The sequence below is a fragment of the Liquorilactobacillus satsumensis genome (assembly GCF_964065465.1).
In the GTDB taxonomy this organism is placed as follows: Bacteria; Bacillota; Bacilli; order Lactobacillales; family Lactobacillaceae; genus Liquorilactobacillus; species Liquorilactobacillus satsumensis.
In genome coordinates this window covers 424,458-444,932 of the sequence record NZ_OZ061606.1, presented here as the reverse complement: position 1 = coordinate 444,932, position 20,475 = coordinate 424,458, and the positions used below count along the sequence as shown (strand labels likewise).

The following is a 20,475-nucleotide window of genomic DNA, read 5'->3' as shown; positions in this document are numbered from 1 at the left end:
ACTTATGGAACACGTTTATCTGGAATAAGTAAAGGAGCTAGACTAAAATTTCACTTTTGGTCCAGCTCCCTCTTATTTATTATTGACAAAATACACTATTAAGCTAATTTTGACATCGCATTTTAAATAAGCCGCAATCAAAATCAAAAGTGATTAATCCGTGTTAGTCTTTAGAGTCTGTGTGCTGAGTATCAATGTTTTTTCTTTGACTTAGCGAGATACTAGTAACATCGAACCAAAAAGGATAGCTAATGATTTTAAAGAAAACATCGTAAAACTTATTTGTTAATTCGCGATTATCAATCTGACCAAATTCCAGCGAGTTGATCATCAAATGAACCTGATTTTGTTTGAAACGATGTACAAAAGGCAGCTTATTTGCTAAGTCAAATTTGCGACTAAGGGATAGTATCAGAAAAGAAAATGGATTCAAACTGCTGATCACATCAACATTCAATAGTGGAGCAGTTTCTGCTTGCGATTCATGTGGAGCAAGCGTTTCGAGGGTTGGATTGCTGATCCTAACAGCAAAAGCCTTTTTGAAAAAATGGTACTTGCGTGCAACTCTAAGTGTTGCTGCAAACCGTTCTTGGTTGATGAACGCATCTGCTAAGCCGCATAAACGCGCCAAAAAGGTTAGATGATACTTTTGCATGAAGATAAGTAATTTTGAATTTCGTTGTAAGCTGGCGAAATATGCCTCAAAACCAATCGTAACTTTATCTAAGAATATTTTTTTAGTTGTATGTGCAGCTTCATCCATTTCAACCAAATTGTAAAAAGTAGGGCGCATCGTATTGAGAATTTGTTTGAGCGCTAATAAAGGATCGAATGAAACTCCAATTCTTTTAGCAAATGCATTTTTGGTTTCAAAAGGAATAAAAGCAACTGGAATTTTTTGTTTGGCTGAGTGCAAGAGAGTAGACAAAACTTCAAGAAAAAATTCATTTCTCCCGCAGGTGACAATCACGCAGTCGTTGATTTCTTGAACAGTTGTTGTTGCGAGTAACTGTTGGACGGTACGTGAAGTTTGGTCGTTGCTTGAAATGCTAATTATTTGAAAATTAACCTGGCTTTCGTTAAGAGCTGTTTCGATTTTCTGCCATGTTTTTTGTTGACCGTTATTTACCATTTCTTCATCAATCATGAAAAAAAAGGTCCTCACGCTTTTCTCCCCCATTCTTTCTGAGTAATACCAAATTATTATAGTCTGCTTTACATGAATTTTACAAGCGGAGACAAGGAAGTTTATAAAAATTTTGGAATTTATTTTCAACTATTCTAACGGACACAAGCTATTCTGTGAAAATAAGGAGCAAAAAGAGGGTGGAAAATGAAACAAAAACCTTGAGAGTGTGACATAAGTCGGGAAAATTTGAGTACTAACTCGAAATTACGAAGATAGCGAGTACTTTGCTATGAGTAATTCAAAGTTAGACGGAGAATTTTGACTTATGGAACACGTTTATCTGGAATAAAAGAGGGGCTGTGCCAAAATTTAACTTTTGTCACAGCCCCCAAGGTAAATTGCTTGAGTTACGTTTTTTAATTATTGTGCAGTGCTAAACAATTACCAACATTGGGATAATCATTGGTCTGCGCTCAGTTTGTTCATACAGAAAGGTTCGTAAATCATCTATAATGGCCTCACGCAGCATTCCTTCAGTTACATTTGGTTTGCTGAGTGTACGTCGCATCACTCTAAAGAGACGTTTGCGCCCGCTATCGATCAGTTCTCCGGATTCACGCATATAGATAAAACCGCGTGAAAGCAGATCGGGACCTGCTAGGATTTCTTTCTTCTTTAAGTTGAGTGTTGCGACAACAATTACTAAGCCTTCTTCAGACAGAATACGACGGTCACGCAAAACAACGTTACCAATATCACCAATGCCTGAACCATCGACGTAGACTGCACCTGCATTAAAGTGGCCAGCTAGGCGCGCTGAATCTTTAGTCAGTGCCAAAACATCCCCATTTTGCATAATGAATGAGTGATCTTTGGGTACATCACATTTTTCAGCTAATTCAGTATGAATTTTCAACATCCGATATTCACCATGAACAGGAACAAAATACTTGGGTTTGATCAAACGCAGCATCAGCTTCTGTTCTTCTTGGCCACCATGACCTGAAGCATGAATATTATTGACTTTACCATGGATCACAGCTGCTCCAGCTTCTTCTAATTCATTAATAACATGGTTGACGCTTAAAGTATTACCTGGAATCGGTGAACTAGAGAAGACCACAGTGTCTCCAGGTTGAATTGAAACTTGCCGATGAGTTCCATTTGCGATTCGGCTCAAAGCAGCCATTGGTTCACCCTGAGATCCGGTACAAAGAATCATGACTTTGTTAGCAGGCAGACTGCTAATTTCACGTGCATCTACCAGTGAGTCCTCGGGGATGTCAAGATATCCTAGTTCACGGCCGTTATTGATTGCAGCATCCATACTGCGACCGAAAACAGCGATTTTACGTCCTTTGGCAACAGCAACTTCTGCAGCTTGCTGAATACGTGAGATATTAGATGCAAAGGTGGCAAAAATAATTCGACCTTCAACTTTTTCGAAAATTCTTTTGATCGATTTTCCGACCCAGCGTTCTGATTTGGTAAAGTTAGGAATTTCAGCGTTTGTGCTATCGGATAGGAGGCACAAAACACCTTCACTACCAAGCTTTGCCATCCGTTGCAAGTTCGGCGGCTGGTTAGTAACTGGCGTCAAATCAAACTTATAGTCTCCGGTTGCAACAATTGTACCGCTTGGAGTTTTGACTGCTACACCTAAGGTATCAGGGATCGAATGAGTGGTTCTGAAAAAGGAAACGCTCGTTTTCCGAAATTTCAAGACGCTATCTTCGTTAATCTCATGTAACTCCGTCGTTCTTAGCAATCCATGTTCTTCAAGTTTGCTTTTAATTAATGCTAGAGCTAAAGGACCAGCGTAAATAGGTACATTAATCTGTTTTAACAGATATGGAATTCCGCCAATATGATCTTCATGACCATGTGTGATCACAAGCGCTTTGATTTTTTGCTGGTTTGCGACGAGATATTGATAATCAGGAATTACATAGTCAATTCCTAAGAGATCATCTTCTGGAAATTTGATTCCAGCATCGATCACAATAATTTCATCCTGAAATTGGACCCCATAAGTATTTTTTCCAATTTCTCCCAGACCACCAACAGCATAAACAGCAGTCTCATTGTTTTTTATTTTTAACTTTTTCATTTACTGAACTCCGTCAGTTGATAATTGGGATTTTGTTGGGCATATTCAAGCGCTTTGGGGCTTAGTTCTTCAATATATTCAACGTTGTATGAAGTATTTTGTTCAACACTACTTCTTGCGGCCACCTCAGAATCAGCCTCTAAGTAGAGAGCCAATGTGTTTTCACGGCGTGGGCTGATTTTTTGTGATGGTTGATAAAATATTTTGTAAATCATTAAACATTTCTCCTTAAATTCATCTTAAAACAGCGGACTACTTGCACTAAAAGCAGCAGTTCGTCAGTTTTGGTTATTATTAGTACTTAGTTTCCGAACATGGATTGTTTGCACAATAATTGTTTACATTTTAGCATAATAGTCTATATAAGTATATAAACTGGAATTCTATTTAAACGGATCATAACTGATTGGGAATCCAAAGAAACGCTTTTAAGGTTCAACATGGTATAATTGTAAAAAAAGAAACGAAGGGATTTTGATGCAACACATGTTTTTTTGGATTATGCTGGTTGTGCTCTTGCTGGTTATTTTTTGGTTGCTGCGCGAATTTTTACATGTCCGCCGCTTAAAAAAGATGCAGCTGAGCAACAAAGAAGTTACAAGTAAAGCGCTGAAATTTGCATTTGCGCAGTTTAATCTGCATCATGCAAATGAGAAACTTACAATTGCACAGAAGACGGCCAAATTAGCAGATGTGTGGGGCAGCGGCGTTATGGCTTATGAATTTCAAGTTCACATAGGACAGGCAGTCGCACTAAAGGGACTGAAAAAAGAATTGACAAAATCTTTGCAAAGCTATGCAGAAAACAGAAAATTATTTTATCAAGGATCACAGGCGTTTGTAATCTCAGACTTATGGCAAGCGGCAGGAATTTTGCATCTTGATATCACATACGTAGTTAATGAAAAAACGAAGAATTACTTGCAGGATCTTCAGAAAGTCGAATAAGCGTATCCAGCCACCAGAGACTAAGCCCATGAATTAGAATGCAACTCAAGTTTGGGATGCCGCATTCAAGGCTAACAACAAGCGGTTGACGAGGGGGAGTTGCAAAAAAGAGGCCAACGCAAAACATAAGTTTTACCCAGCCTCTCGTATTTTGCTATTAGTGCACTGCAATTACTAGACAGTTAGCGCGCATTTTCCAATTCCTTGGCTTAGCCTAAAATGATTGTATTTTCAGCAACTTTGAAGGGATTTTTGGTGTTGATATGGTCAAAGAAAAGAATCCCATTCAGATGATCGATTTCATGCTGGCAAACAATTGCCGGGTAGTCGCGCAATTTGTCAACATGCTTATTGCCATCAAGATCAAACCAACGAAGTGTAATCTTATCATGACGCGGAACGTAGCCTGGAACGTCACGATCAACTGACAAGCAGCCTTCTCCTTCAGAAAGAGCAGCCATGCGGACAGATTCACTCATAATGGTCGGATTGACCAGCACGTGTTTAAAAAGGGGTTTGTCATGTTCATCCGGAACAAGCACAGCGGTCATTCTGAGTGAAACATCAACTTGAGGAGCAGCCAGACCTACACCGGCTCTTAGCTTATATTTTTCAGCAATTTCAGGATTTTGACTATTCTCCAAAAATTCCATCATTTTATGTGCAAGATCTTTTTGTTCGTTGGTCATGGGGAAAGTAACTTCTTTTGCACGTGCGCGCAAAGTTGGATTTCCCTCACGAATAATATTTTTCATGGTTATCACAACTACAGGCCTCCAAATTTAGCTTACTTTTTAATTATAGACTATTAGAATCTCTTTTTAAAAGGATTTTATGTGGAGATCTTAAAAAATAACACAGATTTCAGGTGACCGTGTATAATTATGATTTAAAGAAACAGCAATCCCGATCGCTTCCAAACACTGGCTGCAGAAAATAACAAAATGACTTGCTGAGGACAAGCTGAAATGAAAGGAGTTTACGCGTATGAAAGTTCCTGAAAATTATAGTTATCCGCTTAGAAGTGAATGGACGACGTCTGAAATCGTAACTGTGATGAATTTTTATCAAGCTGTAGAACAAAGCTATACTTCCAAAATACTGCGCAGCGAATTTTTAGAAAAATATCGTGCTTTTCTCAAAGTTGTGCCGATGAAGATGACTCAAAAACAACTCGATCGTGATTTTATGCACAACACTCAAATGAGTATCTATCAGGCTGTTAAAAGAGCCCAGACAACAAAGCAAAAGTATGTATACTTGAACGAAAAAAGTAACTAATCTGAAAGAGGGGGCAGAGGGAATGGATTCACTGGCACAGATGGACGCACTGGTGAAAGAATGGATGCATGCTGCTCGAACAGAAATTATTCAGGGATTCAAGCAGAAAATAGCGGTTTGGACTAAATCCGGGCGCAACGATTTAGTGACAAATATGGATCGTGCAGTTGAAGCTTATTATGTCGAAAAAATTCACACTTTTTTTCCAGAGGCCGTAGTAATTGGTGAGGAATGCCATCACCAACAGAATAAGTACCAGACTTCAGGGTGGGTTTGGGTAATTGATCCCATTGATGGGACCATGAATTTTGTCAAACAACAGGATCACTTCGCAAGTATGATAGGCGTTTACCATAATGGAGTCGGGGTGCGAGGATACATTTTTGATGTCATGAATGATGATCTTTTCTGGGGAGGACCTGAAAAGGGCGTCTTTTGTAATGAAACATCCTTGCAACCACCGTTGGACACAGGATTGCGAGATGGGTTAATCGGAATTGGCATGCCTTATTTAGTACATAATTATCGTAATTTGCAACAGGTCGCACTTGCAAGTAGTGGAGTCCGGATTTATGGCAGTGCCGGTATCCAGATTATTCATGTTTTACAAGGCAAATGCACGGCGTATGTCTCATATTTACGTCCATGGGATTTTGCAGCCGGGAAAATCTTAGCAGAAGCACTGAATTTACAAGTAAAGACGATTGACGGGTGTACACTTGATATGCTATCATCTAGTGATGTATTAGTGGCTACGAAAAATGCTCAAAAAGACATTCAAAGTCTTGTCGCTCCTGCCCGTTAGTTTCGGCTGTGACGGTTCGGTCACAGTTTTTTTATGCTAAACAATGAAAATTCTGATTTTCGTTTTCAGGCATCTTTCGATTCTGCGAAAGGGCGAGAGCTTTTTCAACCAATGAGATTTATATTTTTGAAAGGAAGAAAAAAATTTGAAAACACGTGATGATATCCGTAACGTCGCAATTATTGCTCACGTTGACCACGGCAAGACGACCCTTGTCAATGAGCTATTGAAACAATCGGATACTTTGGATGAACATACACAAATCGACGACCGCGCTTTGGACTCAAACGCGATTGAAAAGGAACGCGGAATTACCATTCTTTCGAAGAATACTGCTGTTAGATATCAAGACAAACAGATCAATATTCTGGATACACCAGGACATGCCGACTTTGGTGGCGAAGTTGAGCGGATTATGAAGATGGTTGATGGTGTCTTACTAATCGTTGATGCTTTTGAAGGAACCATGCCACAGACACGCTTTGTGCTGAAAAAAGCTCTAGAACAGCATCTGACACCAATTGTTGTCATTAACAAGATCGACCGTCCAGGTGCGCGGCCAGAAGAAGTTGTTGACGAGGTCCTTGACCTGTTTATTGAGTTAGGTGCTGAGGAAGATCAACTTGAATTCCCTGTAATCTATGCTTCTGCTGTAAACGGAACTTCTTCGCTTGAATCTGATCCAGCAACGCAAGCACATACGATGGATCCGATTTTTAAGGCAATTATCAAAACGATTCCTGCACCAATTGACAATTCTGATGAACCATTACAGTTCCAAGTTTCAATGCTTGATTATAATGAATTCGTTGGTCGAATTGGGATTGGCCGTGTTTTCCGCGGTCAGATCAAGGTGGGCGATCAGGTTACAGTTATGAAGCTTAATGGAACACAGAAGAATTTTCGTGTTACCAAGCTGTTTGGTTTCTTTGGCTTAAAACGCTTAGAGATTAATGAAGCTAAAGCAGGCGATTTGATTGCTGTTTCAGGGATGGAGGATATCTTTGTCGGTGAAACAGTTTGTCCAATCGATCATCCGGAAGCCTTACCGATTTTACGGATTGATCCGCCAACTTTGCAGATGACATTCAGAACAAATGATTCTCCATTTGTTGGTCAAGAAGGGGACTTCGTGACTGCACGCAAACTTGAAGATCGTTTGAAAATGCAATTGCATACAGATGTTTCATTAAGAGTTGAAGACACAGATTCTCCTGATGCATGGGTTGTTTCAGGACGTGGTGAATTACATCTGTCAATTTTGATTGAAACATTGCGCCGTGAAGGTTTTGAACTTGCAGTTTCACGTCCACAGGTTATTTACCGCGATGTCGACGGTAAAACTTGCGAACCGTTTGAAAGTGTTACAATCGATACACCAGATGAATATTCTGGCGCTGTCATTGATTCCCTTTCACAACGTAAGGGCGAAATGCTGAATATGGAAACTAATGCAAATGGTCAGACTCGTTTGACATTCTCTGCACCAACACGTGGTTTAATTGGATATGATTCACAATTTCTTTCAATGACACGTGGTTATGGGATCTTTAACCATACGTTTGCTGAATATAAACCTGTTATTCATAACTGGGAACCTGGCCGCAGAAATGGTGCATTGGTTTCAATCAATCGTGGGAAAGCGACAACTTACGCCATCATGGGTGTTGAAGATCGCGGTACAATCTTTGTTGATCCCGGGACTGAGGTTTATGAAGGCATGATCGTGGGTTCAAGCTCACGTGAACGCGATATTTCAGTGAATGTTACTAAGGGCAAGAACATGACCAATGTGCGTTCTTCAAATAAGGATCAGACAGCCTCAATTAAAAAGCCAACTCACTTCACGCTTGAAGAATCACTTGAGTTCTTGAATGAAGATGAGTTATTGGAAATCACGCCGGAAAGCATTCGCTTACGTAAGCGGATTTTGGAAACAAATGCGCGTGAAAAAGCTGTTAAGCAAAAGAAAATTGCTTCAAAAAAGAATAAATAAGCGCGAGATTGCGTAATTTATAAAATGTAAAGAGGAAACTGAATCAAAACAACCGTTTTGATTCAGTTTCCTCTTTTTAATTTGGGTCTGTGACAAAAGTTAGGTTTTGTCACACTCTCTCTTTTATTCTGGATAAACATGTTCCATAAGTCAAAATTCTCCGTCTAACTTCGAATTACTTATCGCAAAGTACTCACGATGTTTGTAATTTCGAGTTAGTACTCAAATTTTCCCGACTTTGTACTGCCTTAAAAAAGTTGGACATGTTTATTTTAATTGTTAGCTAGATACTGTTTACGATATTCGACTGGAGTTAATCCATGCCGTTTAAGTGAAATTCGCTGGGTATTATACCAAGCAACATAATGTTCCACTAACGTGCTCAGTTCACTAAGAGAAGTAATCCTAACACGCCGTAAGCATTCACGTTTAAGCATACTGAAAAAGCTTTCAACTGGGGCATTGTCTAAACAATTTCCCTTACGAGACATGCTTTGAATGAAATGATGATGTCTTAGTTTAACTTGATAATTGGTCATTTGATATTGCCACCCTTGATCAGAGTGCAGAATTGGTTTAGTTGTTGCGGGAATCTTTTTAATAACAGTTTCAAGGGTCTGATTGATCAAAACACGATTGGGTGTTGAACTAACTTTAGCGGCTAAAACTTCATTACTGGCTTCATCAATAACTGTCGAGATATACCCCCATTTTCCACACGTAAGTTTAAATTGACTGACGTCTGTATGCAAAACAGTGTATGGCTTCTGGGCCTTGAATTGTTGATTGAGCAAATTAGGTACCACCTGGCCGATATGACCATGATATGAGTTGTATCGCCCAGAATGTTTTGAAAAAAGAGTAACCTTTAGACCCATAGAAAACATAATTTTACGAATGGTTTCCAGACAAAGCTTAACATGATGCTTTTTTAAAACAAGTTTCATGCGACGATAACCATAAGTTTGATGAGAGCGGACAAATTCTTGCCGAATAATTTGTTTAATCTGACGATGTTTATCAGGACGGTTTAGACAAGCTAAATGATAGTAATACGTTGAACGTGCAAGTCCCGCAACTTTTAAGAGCGTAATAAAGGGATAATCACGCCGTAATTCGTTAATTATTTTGACTTTTAAGTTTATTTCTTGTTTCGAATTACGGCATCCAATTTTTTTAGATAAACATTCTCAATTTTAGTATAGGAAAGTTCCTGTTCCAAATGTTTGATTTGTTTTTGTTGCCGCTTAATTAGCTGTTGTTCAGTATTTCTCTTGGATGTTTCTTTCTTTTTCTTAACCATCTTGGGTCGTCCTATCTTAGATAAAATTATGGCTTTAATTCCAAATTGTCGCATTAATTTAAGCCAATTATAAACGACTGTGTGGCTGATATCAAAGTGGATGGCTGTTTTTTGAATACTGGTAGAGTGGTTCAAGTAGTAGGTAATAACCGCTAACTTGAAATCATTAGAATAGCGACGACGTTTAAACTGTTTAAGTCCAGTGGGGCCAAAAGCTTTATAACGCGACACCCAAATTACTAACGGTGTATCACTCGGCATCTTATACTTCAAACACAGTGTGTGTAATGAATTTTCACCATTTAAATATTCTTTAACGACTTTCAGCTTAAAGCTGTAGGTATAATTACGTGTCAAAAAAGCACCTCCAAAACTTGATTTACATGTCCAAGTTTTGTAAGGCACTTCACTTATGTCACACTCTCTCTTTTATTCTGGATAAACATGTTCCATAAGTCAAAATTCTCCGTCTAACTTCGAATTACTCATCGCAAAGTACTCACGATGTTCGCAATTTCGAGTTAGTACTCAAATTTTCCCGACTTATGTCACACTCTCTTTTTTATTCCGGATAAACGTGTTCCATAAGTCAAAATTCTCCGTCTAACTTCGAATTACTCATCGCAAAGTACTCACGATGTTCGTAATTTCGAGTTAGTACTCAAATTTTCCCGACTTATGTCACACTCTCTCTTTTTAATTTACGAATAAATGGCGAATTATTAAAAAATAGTTGCTGAAGCAATTCGAAGTAAGTTGTTCGTACAAAACCTTATTTTCTTAATTAAAAGTAGTTTTAGTTCGGTAAAAACAAATAATTTAGTATAAAAACTATGTTTTATTTGAAAAATACGAATTTTAGCGACATAATAAGACAATAAAGCAGTTGCGAGTCCACTGGAAAAACAACTGCTTTATTGCAACATAAAGATCCATTTCAACACTAATACTTATATGCTATAATTGCTCTAGATCAGGGAAGCAGCAGAAGCAGGCAAGAAAAGGCTGCTAGTTTTTTCTAGAAGAAGATAGTTGAAGACATATAATCTTTAGTAATCCCAGGTGCTCTGCGGAGCATTTGCAGAGATTTTGTGGCTGACTATTCCTGTTTATCCTTATGCTGTAGCCGGAAAGGATGAATTACTTCTGCTCATTATGAAAAAATTACGAAACAAGCTTCATTATTTTGATTTTTATCTTTTTATTCCATACGTTCTATTGTGTGCGATTGGAGTGGTCATGGTTTACTCAGCCAGCTCCATTAATCTCTCTTATTCAGGGGCCGCTACCAGTACCTATCTGTTAAAACAGCTACTTTATGTTTTTCTAGGTTTGGGTTGTTTTGTATTTGCGTACATGTTCCAGCTTTCAAAACTCACAAATAAGGTTTTTATTATTATTGGGTTCTTCGTGATGGTTGTGCTTTTACTTTACGCTAAATTTTTTACCACCGCGATCAATGGTGCAAATGGCTGGATTGACCTGAAAATTTTTAGTTTACAACCAGCTGAATTGTGTAAGTTGTATTTAATACTTTTTATGGCTCAATTGCTGACGCGTCGAGAAAAAATGTCAATTGCACAAAGAAAACAAAGTGGCAAAAAACCGTATTTTTTGGCAGCAATTCTGTTAATTTTGATTCTAATTGAACCGGATTTAGGGGGCTTCTCGATCAACGCAACCATTGTTTTTGTGATGTGGTTAGCTAGAGGAGGCAGTTACAAGAAAGCGTGGGCAATTATGCTTGGTCTGGGTGGAGTCCTTGCAGCAGGAGTGCAAATTTTGCGTTTTTGGAACCCACTTACCGGGACAAAATTTGCTTACATGTATGGACGCTTAGCAGCTTTTTATAATCCCTTCCATGTTGCCAGTACGAGTGGGCAGCAGCTAATTAATTCTTATTATGCGATCAGCAATGGTGGTTTGTTCGGGGTTGGTCTGGGCAATAGTGTGCAAAAAAGGGGCTATCTTCCGGAACCATATACTGATTTTATTATAGGAATCATCAGTGAAGAATTAGGCGCAATTGGAGTAACGGTTGTCTTATTGCTGCTGGCTTGGATTGTACTTCGGACTTATTTGATTGGGATTCGTTCAAATAGTACATATGATACTTTAATATGTTACGGAGTTGCTACTTTTATGACGGTTGAAGGACTTTTCAATGTTGGGGCTGTCAATGGATTATTGCCAATTACAGGGGTAACTTTTCCCTTTGTATCCTATGGCGGATCAAGTATGTTGGTGCTTTCGTTAGCACTTGGGATTGTGATGAATGTTTCAATTAATCAGCGCCGCGGTAAAATGACGCAAATTGAGCGTTGAAGACCGCAAGTTGTGATTTTTAAAGTTTAGCTTATTTAGAGAAAGTGGGAGTGCAATGAAGATTGAAAAAGTGTTGGTTGCAAACCGTGGAGAGATTGCCATTCGAATTATTCGTGCCTGTAGCGAATTAAAGTTGCAGACGGTTGCTGTGTTTGCAAAAGAAGATGAATTTTCCGTACATCGTTTTAAGGCTGATGAAGCTTATCAGATTGGGGCAGGTAAGAAACCAATTGAAGCTTATTTAGATATGGACGATATTATTCGGGTTGCAAAACAGACAGGGGCAAATGCAATTCATCCCGGATATGGTTTCTTAGCGGAAAATGAATTATTTGCACAAAAATGTCAAGATGCTGGGATTATCTTCATTGGACCGACTGTCGCACAGTTAGATACTTTTGGTGACAAGGTTAAGGCTAAAGCAGCAGCATTGCGTGCTGGTCTACATACGATTCCAGGGAGCGATGGACCCGTTTTTTCAGTTGAAGAGGTGCGCGACTTTACTGCCAAACACGGTTTTCCAATTATGGTTAAGGCTGCATTGGGCGGTGGTGGCCGTGGAATGCGCATTATTCATAACGAAGAAGAAATTGCTGAAAGTTTTGCACGTGCTCAGAGTGAAGCCAAGCAATCTTTCGGCGATGATGAGCTTTACATTGAAAAATACTTAGAAGCTCCTAAACATATTGAGGTTCAAATTTTAGCCGATCAACATGGTAACGTGATCCATCTTTTTGAACGCGATTGTTCAGTGCAAAGACGTCACCAAAAAGTGATTGAGGTGGCTCCAAGTGTGTTGAGTGAAAAACGGCGCGCTGAAATTTGTGCAGCAGCGGTTGCTTTAATGAAGAGTGTTCATTATCAAAATGCTGGGACGGTTGAATTTCTAGTAACTCCAACTGATTTTTATTTCATAGAAGTCAATCCGCGAGTTCAGGTTGAACATACAATTACTGAAATGATTACGGACATGGATATTGTCCAATCGCAAATTCTAATTGCTGCGGGTAAAGATTTGTTTGCGGACTTGAAAATTCCGCAACAAGCTGAGCTTCAGCATCATGGTTTTGCAATTCAATGTCGTGTGACCACAGAAGATCCGGAGAACAACTTTATGCCTGACACCGGCAAGATTGAAACTTACCGTTCTCCAGGTGGTTTCGGTGTTCGTTTAGATGGCGGAAACGCTTATGCGGGTGCGGTGATTAGTCCTTATTTTGATTCGCTGCTTGTTAAAGCTTGTGTCCAGGCACGAACCTTTATTGGAGCTGTCCTCAAGATGGATCGTGTCCTTGATGAATTCCGGATTCGCGGAATTAAAACAAATATTCCCTTCATGCAAAACGTGATTAATCATCCGGACTTTATTGCGGGCAAAGCATCAACGACATTCATTGATACGACACCTGAATTGTTCCGAATGTCACACCCTAAAAATACTATCAACCAATTACTGAAGTACATTGGCAATGTGACTGTTAATGGCTTTCCAGGGACTGAGCATCATCGTAAAGTCTTTGTTCCGGATATTAAGCTAACAGACGATTTTGGACCACGGCAGCGAGTTCAAAATGCCAAAGCAATTCTTGAAAAAGAAGGTGCAACGGCGGCTATGGCCTGGGTTAAGGCACAACAGAAAGTGCTTATCACGGATACATCGATGCGTGATGCTCATCAGAGCCTTTTTGCGACTAGAATGCGTACACGGGATATGTTGCCGGTTGCTAATGTTTACGATCGTGCAATGCCAAAGATCTTTTCTGCAGAAGTTTGGGGTGGAGCTACATTTGATGTTGCGTACCGTTTTCTCGATGAGGATCCATGGGAGCGACTGCAAAAAATTAGAAAAGCAATGCCGCAAACATTGCTTCAAATGCTTTTCCGCGGTTCAAATGCAGTTGGCTACAAGAATTATCCTGATAATGTATTACAGCGTTTCATTCAGCGCAGTGCAGCAGATGGAATCGATGTTTTCAGGATTTTTGATAGTTTAAACTGGGTTGAACAGATGGAAAAAAGTATTCAGTATGTACGTGAAACTGGAAAAATTGCTGAAGGAACAATGTGTTATACTGGTGATGTTTTAAATCCAGCTGAGCATAAATATGATCTCAATTATTATCGCGGACTGGCACGCGACTTAGTTGCAGCAGGCTCTCAGATTATTGGAATCAAGGATATGGCCGGTTTGTTGAAGCCACAGGCAGCCTATGAGTTAATTTCGACTTTAAAAGAAGAATTAGATGTTCCGGTGCATTTACACACACATGACACAACTGGGAATGGGGTTGCAACTTATGTCCAAGCTGTCCGTGCTGGAGTTGATATTGTGGATGTTGCTGCTAGCGCACTTTCAGGCACAACTAGTCAACCAAGTATGAGTAGTCTGTATTATGCACTGTCTGGTAATGAGCGTCAGCCTGAACTTAAGATTGAAAATGTTGAAAAAATAAATCGCTATTGGGCAGGAATTAAACCCTTCTACAAAGATTTCATGAATGGAATTACCTCTCCTCAAACTGATATCTATGAAACAGAAATGCCTGGCGGACAATATTCTAACTTGCAACAACAAGCAAAGGCTTTGGGAATCCAAGACTTTGAACAGGTTAAACAAGCTTATCGTGAAGTGAACAAGTTGCTTGGTGGAATTGTGAAAGTGACACCCAGCTCAAAAGTTGTCGGTGATTTTGCAATCTTCATGATTCAAAATAAGCTGACTGCTGAAACGCTTTATGAGCGGGGAAAGACACTTGATTTCCCAGAATCTGTGGTAAACTTTTTTGCAGGTGACCTAGGGCAGCCAGTCGGCGGTTTTCCTAAAAAATTGCAAAAAATTGTTCTTAAAGATCGGCAACCGATCACAGTTCGTCCAGGAAGTTTGGCAAAACCAGTTGATTTTGGTAGCCAAAAAGATGAACTTCAGGGCAAGTTAAAAGAACTGCCGAGTGAAGAAGAACTCTTAAGTTATCTGCTTTATCCGGAAGTATTTCTTGACTATGAAGAGGCCGTTAAACAATATGGGGATCTTTCCTTACTAGACACAACGACTTTCTATCAGGGGATGCGAACCGAAGAAACTGTGCATATCAAACGAACAGAAGGTAAAGTTGCAATTGTTAAACTGGCTTCAATTGGTGATGCTGACGAAGAAGGACAACGAATTTTGTACTTTACGGTTAATGGTCAGGACCAGCAAATTGTCATTCGGGATAAGAGTAAAAAGGGTAAGGTCAAAACTAATTTAAAGGCTGAACCAACGAATCCACACCATATTGGAGCAACGTTGAGTGGATCGGTGTTAAAAGTGCTAGTTACTAAGAATCAAGTTGTTAAGAAGGGAACGCCTTTAATTGTTACTGAAGCAATGAAGATGGAGACAACTATCAAGGCACCTTATGATGGAGAAATCAGCCATATCTATGTTAAGGCAGGCGATATTTTAGAAACGCGTGATCTTTTGATGGAGATTGAGCCGATTAAAAGCTAAGAATAATGAAAAAAAGAATCCTAATTAAAACCATCCGCAACTTTATAGTTATTTTTACTGTGCTTTTGTTGGGCAGTTACTTTATTGCTGCTTTGCGGGGACGTAATACTATTAATATGACGCGGCCAACAGAGCGGGTTAGAAAGACAAGTATTCATCTAACAACTCCAAAAGTTTCTAGAATCAAGACTCAAGGGTTGGCGCGTTATGTGGGAGTTTCTTCAAGTCAAATTGAGCAGGTTTTCGGTGAACCTCAAGGTAAATTGGATAGCGCAATCAATGTTGAATGGTGGCTGTATAATTTGGACTCGACAAATTATTTGAAAATTGGAATTGATCAGTATACTAAGAAAGTTAGCGCAATTTTTGTGACCGGGTCAAACCCTGAGCAAAATGGGAATTTGAAAGTTGGGATGACTTTCAAAAAATTATTGCAATTGACGTCGTTGTCGGCAAATTTTGGCTTGTCTTACCATGAACAAAAGTTTCAATTAGAGCTTTCAGAAGCAGACATGAATCAAAGACCGCTTGTCGGTTTTAAGAATGGAACTTATGCAATTACGTATCTCAACCCTAACTCTCAAAACGTTGATGCAATTGAGTATCTGGATACAGACATGCTACTCAAGAAGAATATTTATCAAGTTATTTCACAAACACCATTACCTGCACAATATCAAGGAGATACGAACTGGGAACAAATGGACATTATGCTGCCGTTTGATTTAATGCAGATGATTAATACTAAGCGCCGTTTGCTCGCCAATCAGACGTTGCCGATCGGTGACCCGCTTGTCCAGTCTGCACATGATGTGATTAGTAATCTAACTGATAACCCGCAAAGATATTTAAATAATAAGGATGCACGGCTTTTGAAGAGTATTATGAGCGGTGATCTTGGACAACAAGGGCTGGTTTCTTTAGATAGCGGACAACTTCCAAAAAAGCTCTATGACGATGCAGGTCTTAACGAGAAAAAATACAAAATCTACTGTATGTTTCCGTATTATGAAAACTCAGTACTTTTTGAACGGCTTTCTTTAAGGCAGAATATTTGGAACGACTTAATTACTGGGCAAACAGAAAAGATTGGAATTGCGTATGATCGCGGGATTCTGGTTGTAATTATTAATAAATAAAGGTGGCTGATCATGGATTTTAAGATTAAACAGCGCCAAGGCGTAGTTGTTTACCTCTTTCATTTAAAAAATAGTCGACAACTGAAACGCTTTGGAACGATTCACTATGTTTCACGGCGGATGAAATATGTTGTTTTGTATATGGATCAAGAAGCGGTCAGCGAAAGTCTAGTTAAGCTCAAGGAAATGCGCTTTGTAAAAAAAGTTATGCCTTCTCCTTTACCAGAACTTAAAATCGACTTTAGCGATTCATTGGGCGACTACAAATTGACTGATGAAGATCGTGAAAAGTTTAAGGATAATAAAGAGTGAGCGCATGAGAATAATTTCGGGTAGTTATGGGGGACGGCGTTTGAAGGCTGTTCCAGGAATGAAAACACGACCTACAACAGACAAGGTAAAAGAAGCGATGTTTAATATCATCGGTCCTTATTTTGAGGGTGGCAGGTCGTTAGATCTTTTTGCTGGCAGTGGCGGGTTGAGCATTGAAGCTGTTTCTCGTGGGATTGAACATGCTTATTTGGTTGATCGTCAGTTTCAGGCGATCAAGACCATTAAAGAAAACATTGCAGTCACGAAAGAAGAAACCAGGTTTACAGTTTTAAAAGCGAGTGCAGAGCATATCTTAGACCGTTTAGCAACTGAGGGTTTGAAATTTGATTTGTTGCTGTTGGATCCGCCGTATAAAAAACAACAAATTGTTGATCTGTTAAAACAAGTTGTTGCTTCTAAATTACTGGCATCAGGTGCATTGGTTATCTGTGAAACGGACCAGCAGGCGCAATTACCACAGGAACTCGCTGGATTTGAGTTGCTGCGGCGTGCTGATTATGGCATTACAGAGCTAACAGTTTATCGCTATCGAGGTGAGTAAAGATGAAAGCAGTTTTCCCTGGAAGTTTTGATCCGGTGACAAATGGGCATTTGAACTTGATTAGGCGTGCTACTAGAATCTTTGATGAAGTAACAGTTTTAATTATGACTAATACGAGCAAAAAAAGTCTTTTTAGTCTTTCTGAGCGAAGCGCATTTTTAAAAGAGGCCTTGAAAGATTTTCCAGAAGTAACGGTGCAGGCAGTTTCCGACGAATTAACAGTTAAAGTGGCACAAAAAATTGGGGCACAGGTAATTATCAGGGGTGTGCGCAATGAGAAGGATTTTATTTTTGAGAGTGAAATCACAGCTATGAATGCGCACCTTGCTCCCAAGTTGGAGACGGTTTTTCTACCAAGCGCTCCCAAATTTACGCAGCTTTCTTCCAGCATTATTAAAGAAGTTGCTAAATTTGGAGGAGACTTGACAGGGCTCGTGCCAGTTGCTGTAGAAAAAGCGCTTAAAGAAAAGGAATATTAATGAAAAAAGGTAAATTTTTTGGAATTGTAGCATTTGCAATCATTTTACTTGGTTTTTTATGTTTGTTTCCCTTACCGATCTATATTGAAACTGTTGGTAAGGCGCAAAATGTGGCGCAGTATGTCAGGGTTGCACAAAAAAAGGATCGGACAGCGGGTTCGCTCATGTTGACCTATGTCAGCGTGGCACGTGCTACACCGGTCTTATATGGAGCAAGCTTTTTTGACAAATATGCTTCCCGATTACCAGAAGAAGAAGTCAGTGGAAACGAGACTGATTCTGAATATGAGCGGGTGCAGACATATTATATGGAAGATGCGGTTAATCAAGCTAAAGCAGCTGCTTTACGTCTGGCGGGAAAAAAATATCAGCAAAAGTATCTAGGAATTTATGTACTGTCTTTACTGCAAGGGTCAACTTTTAAAAACAAACTTGCTGTTGGGGATACAGTAACAGCCGTTGATGGGCAGTATTTTTCTAAGACTGCTGATTTTGTTGCCTATCTTGCAAAGCAAAAAGTGCGTAAACAAGTCACAGTTACATATTTGCGCAACGGAAAACAGCGTACAGTTAGCGGCAAGACGATGAAATTACCTGGGACTTCGCGAACAGGAATTGGAATTTCACTGGCTGAACGTTCTCAAATTACCACTTCCGAGAAGATTACGACTGATATGGAAGGAATTGGCGGACCGTCGGCTGGGTTAATGTTGGCACTACAGATGTATTCCCAATTAGCGAATCAAGATCTCAAGCTTGGGCGTAAGATAGCTGGAACAGGCACAATTTCTGCGGATGGAACGGTTGGCGAGATTGGTGGAATAGATAAAAAGGTGGTTGCAGCTCAACGAGCAGGAGCAACGCTCTTTTTTGCACCCAACAATCGAGTGACTGCAGCCGAACGCAAGGTTGATGCACAAGCGGTTTCCAATTACAAAGAGGCTCAAGCAGCTGTTAAAAAGTATCATTTAAAATTAAAGGTTGTGCCGGTTACGAATATTAAGGATGCGTTGCATTATTTGAAGACGCATTAAGAAGAAGTGACGACCAACAGCGCTTAGCCACCGCAGACTAAGAGAATGTGACATAAGTCGGGAAAATTTGAGTGCTAACTCGAAATTACGAACATAGCGAGTACTTTGCGATGAGTAATTCGAAGTTAGACGGAGAATTTTAACTTATGGAACACGTTTATGCGGAATAAAGAGGGGCTGTGACAAAAGTTAACTTTTGTCACAGCCCCTTTTTGCAACTTGATTAACGGTAAAAGCTCAAGTTTGCGTATTTAGTTAGTGAAGGGAGGAATCGGTATGCTGGAGCAGCTGCGAGATTTTTGGGAAGAGCATCGGTCACTGCTAGTTGTTTCTTTTATCTTGATAAGCGGGGGATTTTTAATCGGCAGTAATTTGTATAATAACTCTAGGAAATCAACAACTTCGCAATTTGGAGTTGCTAAAAGTAGCATGAGTGCTTCAACTCGCTCCAAAGCAGTCCAGTCGACTGCGGCTACAAGTCACTCAGCCTTGGTATCAGTTGACGTTAAGGGCGCGGTTAAAAATCCTGGCGTGTATCATGCACAGGAGGGAGCACGTGTCAATGAAATTATAACAGCTGCGGGTGGTTTTGCGGCAACTGCTGATCAAAATCAAGTTAACCTAGCATTGAAAATTAAAGACCAGCAAATAATTTACGTTCCTTTTCGCGGTGAAATCGCAAGCAAACCAGTTACCACGGTTACTGCAAATATAAGTGAACAAGCAGGTTCGGCGGCGGGAACTGTCACTGAAGGAACAAAAATTGATCTGAATCAAGCTAAGAAAGAAGATCTGCTCAAAATTCCAGGCATTGGAGACAAGAAAGCTGAACAGATTCTGGCTTATCGTACGGAACATGGTAATTTCAACCAACTTGATGAACTAAAAAATATTTCAGGAATTGGTGATAAAATTTTAGTCAAACTAAAATCTTATTTGAAGATTGGTTCCTGAGCTGCTGTTTGCAGTTCCAATTTTCTGCTATACTATGAATAAATTTATGACGCGAAGGTGAGAGTATGTCAGACGCAAGAATTCCATGGGATCAATATTTTATGATGCAAGCGGTTTTGTTATCAATGAGAAGTACATGTGAGCGGCTTTCTGTGGGAGCTATTTTGGTACGTGATCGGAGGATCATTGCGGGCGGTTATAACGGTTCTGTTTCGGGTGATACGCATTGTATTGATGAAGGCTGCTACATTGTAGATGGTCACTGTGTAAGGACAATTCACGCTGAAATGAATGCAGTTTTGCAGTGTGCAAAATTCGGTGTAGCAACGGCCAATGCAGAAGTTTACGTGACGGATTTTCCCTGTTTGCAGTGTACTAAAATGCTGTTGCAAGCTGGAATTAAGAAAATTTATTATTTGCGTAACTATCATAACGATGATTATGCAGTCAAGTTATTAAGGTTGAAAAATGTTGAAGTACATCAAGTTAAGCTGGAGCAGGAGTATTTACGCAAACTTGCGCCAGAAAATAATTTTAGTGATTTAACGGGAAAACAGCAGTCGAAAGACTGATTTTTTTACTGGCAATTGCGGCATTCCTGCTGTGTC

The 20,475-nt window shown here is 39.6% G+C and carries 19 protein-coding genes; 13 read left to right on the top strand and 6 right to left on the bottom strand.

Features of this window, described 5'->3' with window-relative positions:
• Positions 1–163: 163 nt before the first annotated feature.
• From AB3Y88_RS02060 to AB3Y88_RS02050, 3 genes are all read right to left on the bottom strand, one after another.
• Positions 164–1,165, bottom strand: coding sequence for a diacylglycerol kinase family protein (locus AB3Y88_RS02060; RefSeq protein ID WP_228887765.1), 1,002 nt, complete (start codon positions 1,163–1,165; stop codon positions 164–166).
• 397 nt (positions 1,166–1,562) lie between these two features.
• A complete protein-coding gene (locus tag AB3Y88_RS02055; protein ID WP_056960024.1) occupies positions 1,563–3,239 on the bottom strand; it encodes a ribonuclease J1 in 1,677 nt (558 codons plus the stop codon).
• Positions 3,236–3,454, bottom strand: coding sequence for a DNA-directed RNA polymerase subunit epsilon (locus AB3Y88_RS02050; protein WP_056960026.1), 219 nt, complete (start codon positions 3,452–3,454; stop codon positions 3,236–3,238). The genes AB3Y88_RS02055 and AB3Y88_RS02050 overlap by 4 nt, the downstream gene beginning before the upstream one ends.
• Before the next feature lie 262 nt (positions 3,455–3,716).
• Between AB3Y88_RS02050 and AB3Y88_RS02045 the strand changes: the two genes are divergently transcribed.
• Positions 3,717–4,187 carry a hypothetical protein gene (locus AB3Y88_RS02045; RefSeq protein ID WP_228887764.1) on the top strand — a complete coding sequence of 157 codons (471 nt, stop codon included), beginning with the start codon at positions 3,717–3,719 and terminating at the stop codon, positions 4,185–4,187.
• Between the two features lie 209 nt (positions 4,188–4,396).
• On the opposite strand, the gene def is transcribed toward AB3Y88_RS02045, so the two are convergent.
• The gene (gene def / locus AB3Y88_RS02040; protein WP_056960031.1) at positions 4,397–4,951 is read right to left on the bottom strand and encodes a peptide deformylase; all 555 of its coding nucleotides are present in this window, start codon (positions 4,949–4,951) and stop codon (positions 4,397–4,399) included.
• A 223-nt stretch (positions 4,952–5,174) separates the two neighbouring features.
• Here def and AB3Y88_RS02035 point away from each other — a divergent pair, with 223 nt between their 5' ends.
• The 3 genes from AB3Y88_RS02035 (at position 5,175) to typA (ending at position 8,269) form a co-directional block, all read left to right on the top strand.
• A complete protein-coding gene (locus AB3Y88_RS02035; protein WP_054758099.1) occupies positions 5,175–5,468 on the top strand; it encodes a UPF0223 family protein in 294 nt (97 codons plus the stop codon).
• Between the two features lie 22 nt (positions 5,469–5,490).
• Positions 5,491–6,273 carry an inositol monophosphatase family protein gene (locus AB3Y88_RS02030; RefSeq protein ID WP_228887763.1) on the top strand — a complete coding sequence of 261 codons (783 nt, stop codon included), beginning with the start codon at positions 5,491–5,493 and terminating at the stop codon, positions 6,271–6,273.
• Positions 6,274–6,418: 145 nt separating this feature from the next.
• Positions 6,419–8,269, top strand: a complete 1,851-nt coding sequence (typA, locus tag AB3Y88_RS02025) for a translational GTPase TypA (protein ID WP_056960033.1) — start codon at positions 6,419–6,421, stop codon at positions 8,267–8,269.
• Positions 8,270–8,541: 272 nt separating this feature from the next.
• On the opposite strand, the gene AB3Y88_RS02020 is transcribed toward typA, so the two are convergent.
• Together AB3Y88_RS02020 and AB3Y88_RS02015 are read right to left on the bottom strand one after the other, a co-directional pair.
• Entirely contained in the window at positions 8,542–9,363 is an 822-nt protein-coding gene (locus tag AB3Y88_RS02020) for an IS3 family transposase (protein ID WP_228887847.1), read from the bottom strand.
• A 47-nt stretch (positions 9,364–9,410) separates the two neighbouring features.
• Positions 9,411–9,929, bottom strand: coding sequence for a helix-turn-helix domain-containing protein (locus AB3Y88_RS02015; RefSeq protein ID WP_228887762.1), 519 nt, complete (start codon positions 9,927–9,929; stop codon positions 9,411–9,413).
• A 798-nt stretch (positions 9,930–10,727) separates the two neighbouring features.
• Here AB3Y88_RS02015 and AB3Y88_RS02010 point away from each other — a divergent pair.
• From AB3Y88_RS02010 to AB3Y88_RS01970, 9 genes are all read left to right on the top strand, one after another.
• Positions 10,728–11,897 (top strand): FtsW/RodA/SpoVE family cell cycle protein, encoded by a 1,170-nt coding sequence (locus AB3Y88_RS02010; RefSeq protein ID WP_056960117.1) that lies wholly within the window; start codon positions 10,728–10,730, stop codon positions 11,895–11,897.
• Between the two features lie 61 nt (positions 11,898–11,958).
• Entirely contained in the window at positions 11,959–15,387 is a 3,429-nt protein-coding gene (locus AB3Y88_RS02005) for a pyruvate carboxylase (RefSeq protein ID WP_367293440.1), read from the top strand.
• Between the two features lie 5 nt (positions 15,388–15,392).
• A complete protein-coding gene (locus tag AB3Y88_RS02000) occupies positions 15,393–16,526 on the top strand; it encodes a CAP-associated domain-containing protein (protein WP_056960035.1) in 1,134 nt (377 codons plus the stop codon).
• 12 nt (positions 16,527–16,538) lie between these two features.
• Positions 16,539–16,838, top strand: coding sequence for a YlbG family protein (locus tag AB3Y88_RS01995; RefSeq protein WP_054758057.1), 300 nt, complete (start codon positions 16,539–16,541; stop codon positions 16,836–16,838).
• Between the two features lie 4 nt (positions 16,839–16,842).
• Entirely contained in the window at positions 16,843–17,400 is a 558-nt protein-coding gene (gene rsmD / locus AB3Y88_RS01990) for a 16S rRNA (guanine(966)-N(2))-methyltransferase RsmD (protein ID WP_228887761.1), read from the top strand.
• A 2-nt stretch (positions 17,401–17,402) separates the two neighbouring features.
• Positions 17,403–17,879 (top strand): pantetheine-phosphate adenylyltransferase, encoded by a 477-nt coding sequence (coaD, locus tag AB3Y88_RS01985; RefSeq protein ID WP_228887760.1) that lies wholly within the window; start codon positions 17,403–17,405, stop codon positions 17,877–17,879.
• Positions 17,879–18,913, top strand: coding sequence for a SepM family pheromone-processing serine protease (locus AB3Y88_RS01980; RefSeq protein ID WP_228887759.1), 1,035 nt, complete (start codon positions 17,879–17,881; stop codon positions 18,911–18,913). The genes coaD and AB3Y88_RS01980 overlap by 1 nt, the downstream gene beginning before the upstream one ends.
• Positions 18,914–19,189: 276 nt before the next feature.
• Positions 19,190–19,867 carry a helix-hairpin-helix domain-containing protein gene (locus AB3Y88_RS01975; protein ID WP_228887758.1) on the top strand — a complete coding sequence of 226 codons (678 nt, stop codon included), beginning with the start codon at positions 19,190–19,192 and terminating at the stop codon, positions 19,865–19,867.
• A gap of 65 nt (positions 19,868–19,932) precedes the next feature.
• Positions 19,933–20,439 (top strand): ComE operon protein 2, encoded by a 507-nt coding sequence (locus AB3Y88_RS01970; RefSeq protein WP_056960039.1) that lies wholly within the window; start codon positions 19,933–19,935, stop codon positions 20,437–20,439.
• Positions 20,440–20,475 lie beyond the last annotated feature (36 nt).

What these genes read in the sequence shown, in the direction of transcription:
- AB3Y88_RS02045 (WP_228887764.1), top strand. Translation starts at nt 3,717, where the DNA reads ATGCAACACATGTTTTTTTGGATTATGCTGGTTGTGCTCTTGCTGGTT.
- AB3Y88_RS01970 (WP_056960039.1), top strand. Translation starts at nt 19,933, where the DNA reads ATGTCAGACGCAAGAATTCCATGGGATCAATATTTTATGATGCAAGCG.
- AB3Y88_RS01980 (WP_228887759.1), top strand. Translation starts at nt 17,879, where the DNA reads ATGAAAAAAGGTAAATTTTTTGGAATTGTAGCATTTGCAATCATTTTA.
- AB3Y88_RS01995 (WP_054758057.1), top strand. Translation starts at nt 16,539, where the DNA reads ATGGATTTTAAGATTAAACAGCGCCAAGGCGTAGTTGTTTACCTCTTT.
- AB3Y88_RS01975 (WP_228887758.1), top strand. Translation starts at nt 19,190, where the DNA reads ATGCTGGAGCAGCTGCGAGATTTTTGGGAAGAGCATCGGTCACTGCTA.
- AB3Y88_RS02000 (WP_056960035.1), top strand. Translation starts at nt 15,393, where the DNA reads ATGAAAAAAAGAATCCTAATTAAAACCATCCGCAACTTTATAGTTATT.
- rsmD (WP_228887761.1), top strand. Translation starts at nt 16,843, where the DNA reads ATGAGAATAATTTCGGGTAGTTATGGGGGACGGCGTTTGAAGGCTGTT.
- AB3Y88_RS02010 (WP_056960117.1), top strand. Translation starts at nt 10,728, where the DNA reads ATGAAAAAATTACGAAACAAGCTTCATTATTTTGATTTTTATCTTTTT.
- coaD (WP_228887760.1), top strand. Translation starts at nt 17,403, where the DNA reads ATGAAAGCAGTTTTCCCTGGAAGTTTTGATCCGGTGACAAATGGGCAT.
- AB3Y88_RS02030 (WP_228887763.1), top strand. Translation starts at nt 5,491, where the DNA reads ATGGATTCACTGGCACAGATGGACGCACTGGTGAAAGAATGGATGCAT.
- AB3Y88_RS02050 (WP_056960026.1), bottom strand. Translation starts at nt 3,454, where the DNA reads ATGATTTACAAAATATTTTATCAACCATCACAAAAAATCAGCCCACGC.
- AB3Y88_RS02055 (WP_056960024.1), bottom strand. Translation starts at nt 3,239, where the DNA reads ATGAAAAAGTTAAAAATAAAAAACAATGAGACTGCTGTTTATGCTGTT.
- AB3Y88_RS02035 (WP_054758099.1), top strand. Translation starts at nt 5,175, where the DNA reads ATGAAAGTTCCTGAAAATTATAGTTATCCGCTTAGAAGTGAATGGACG.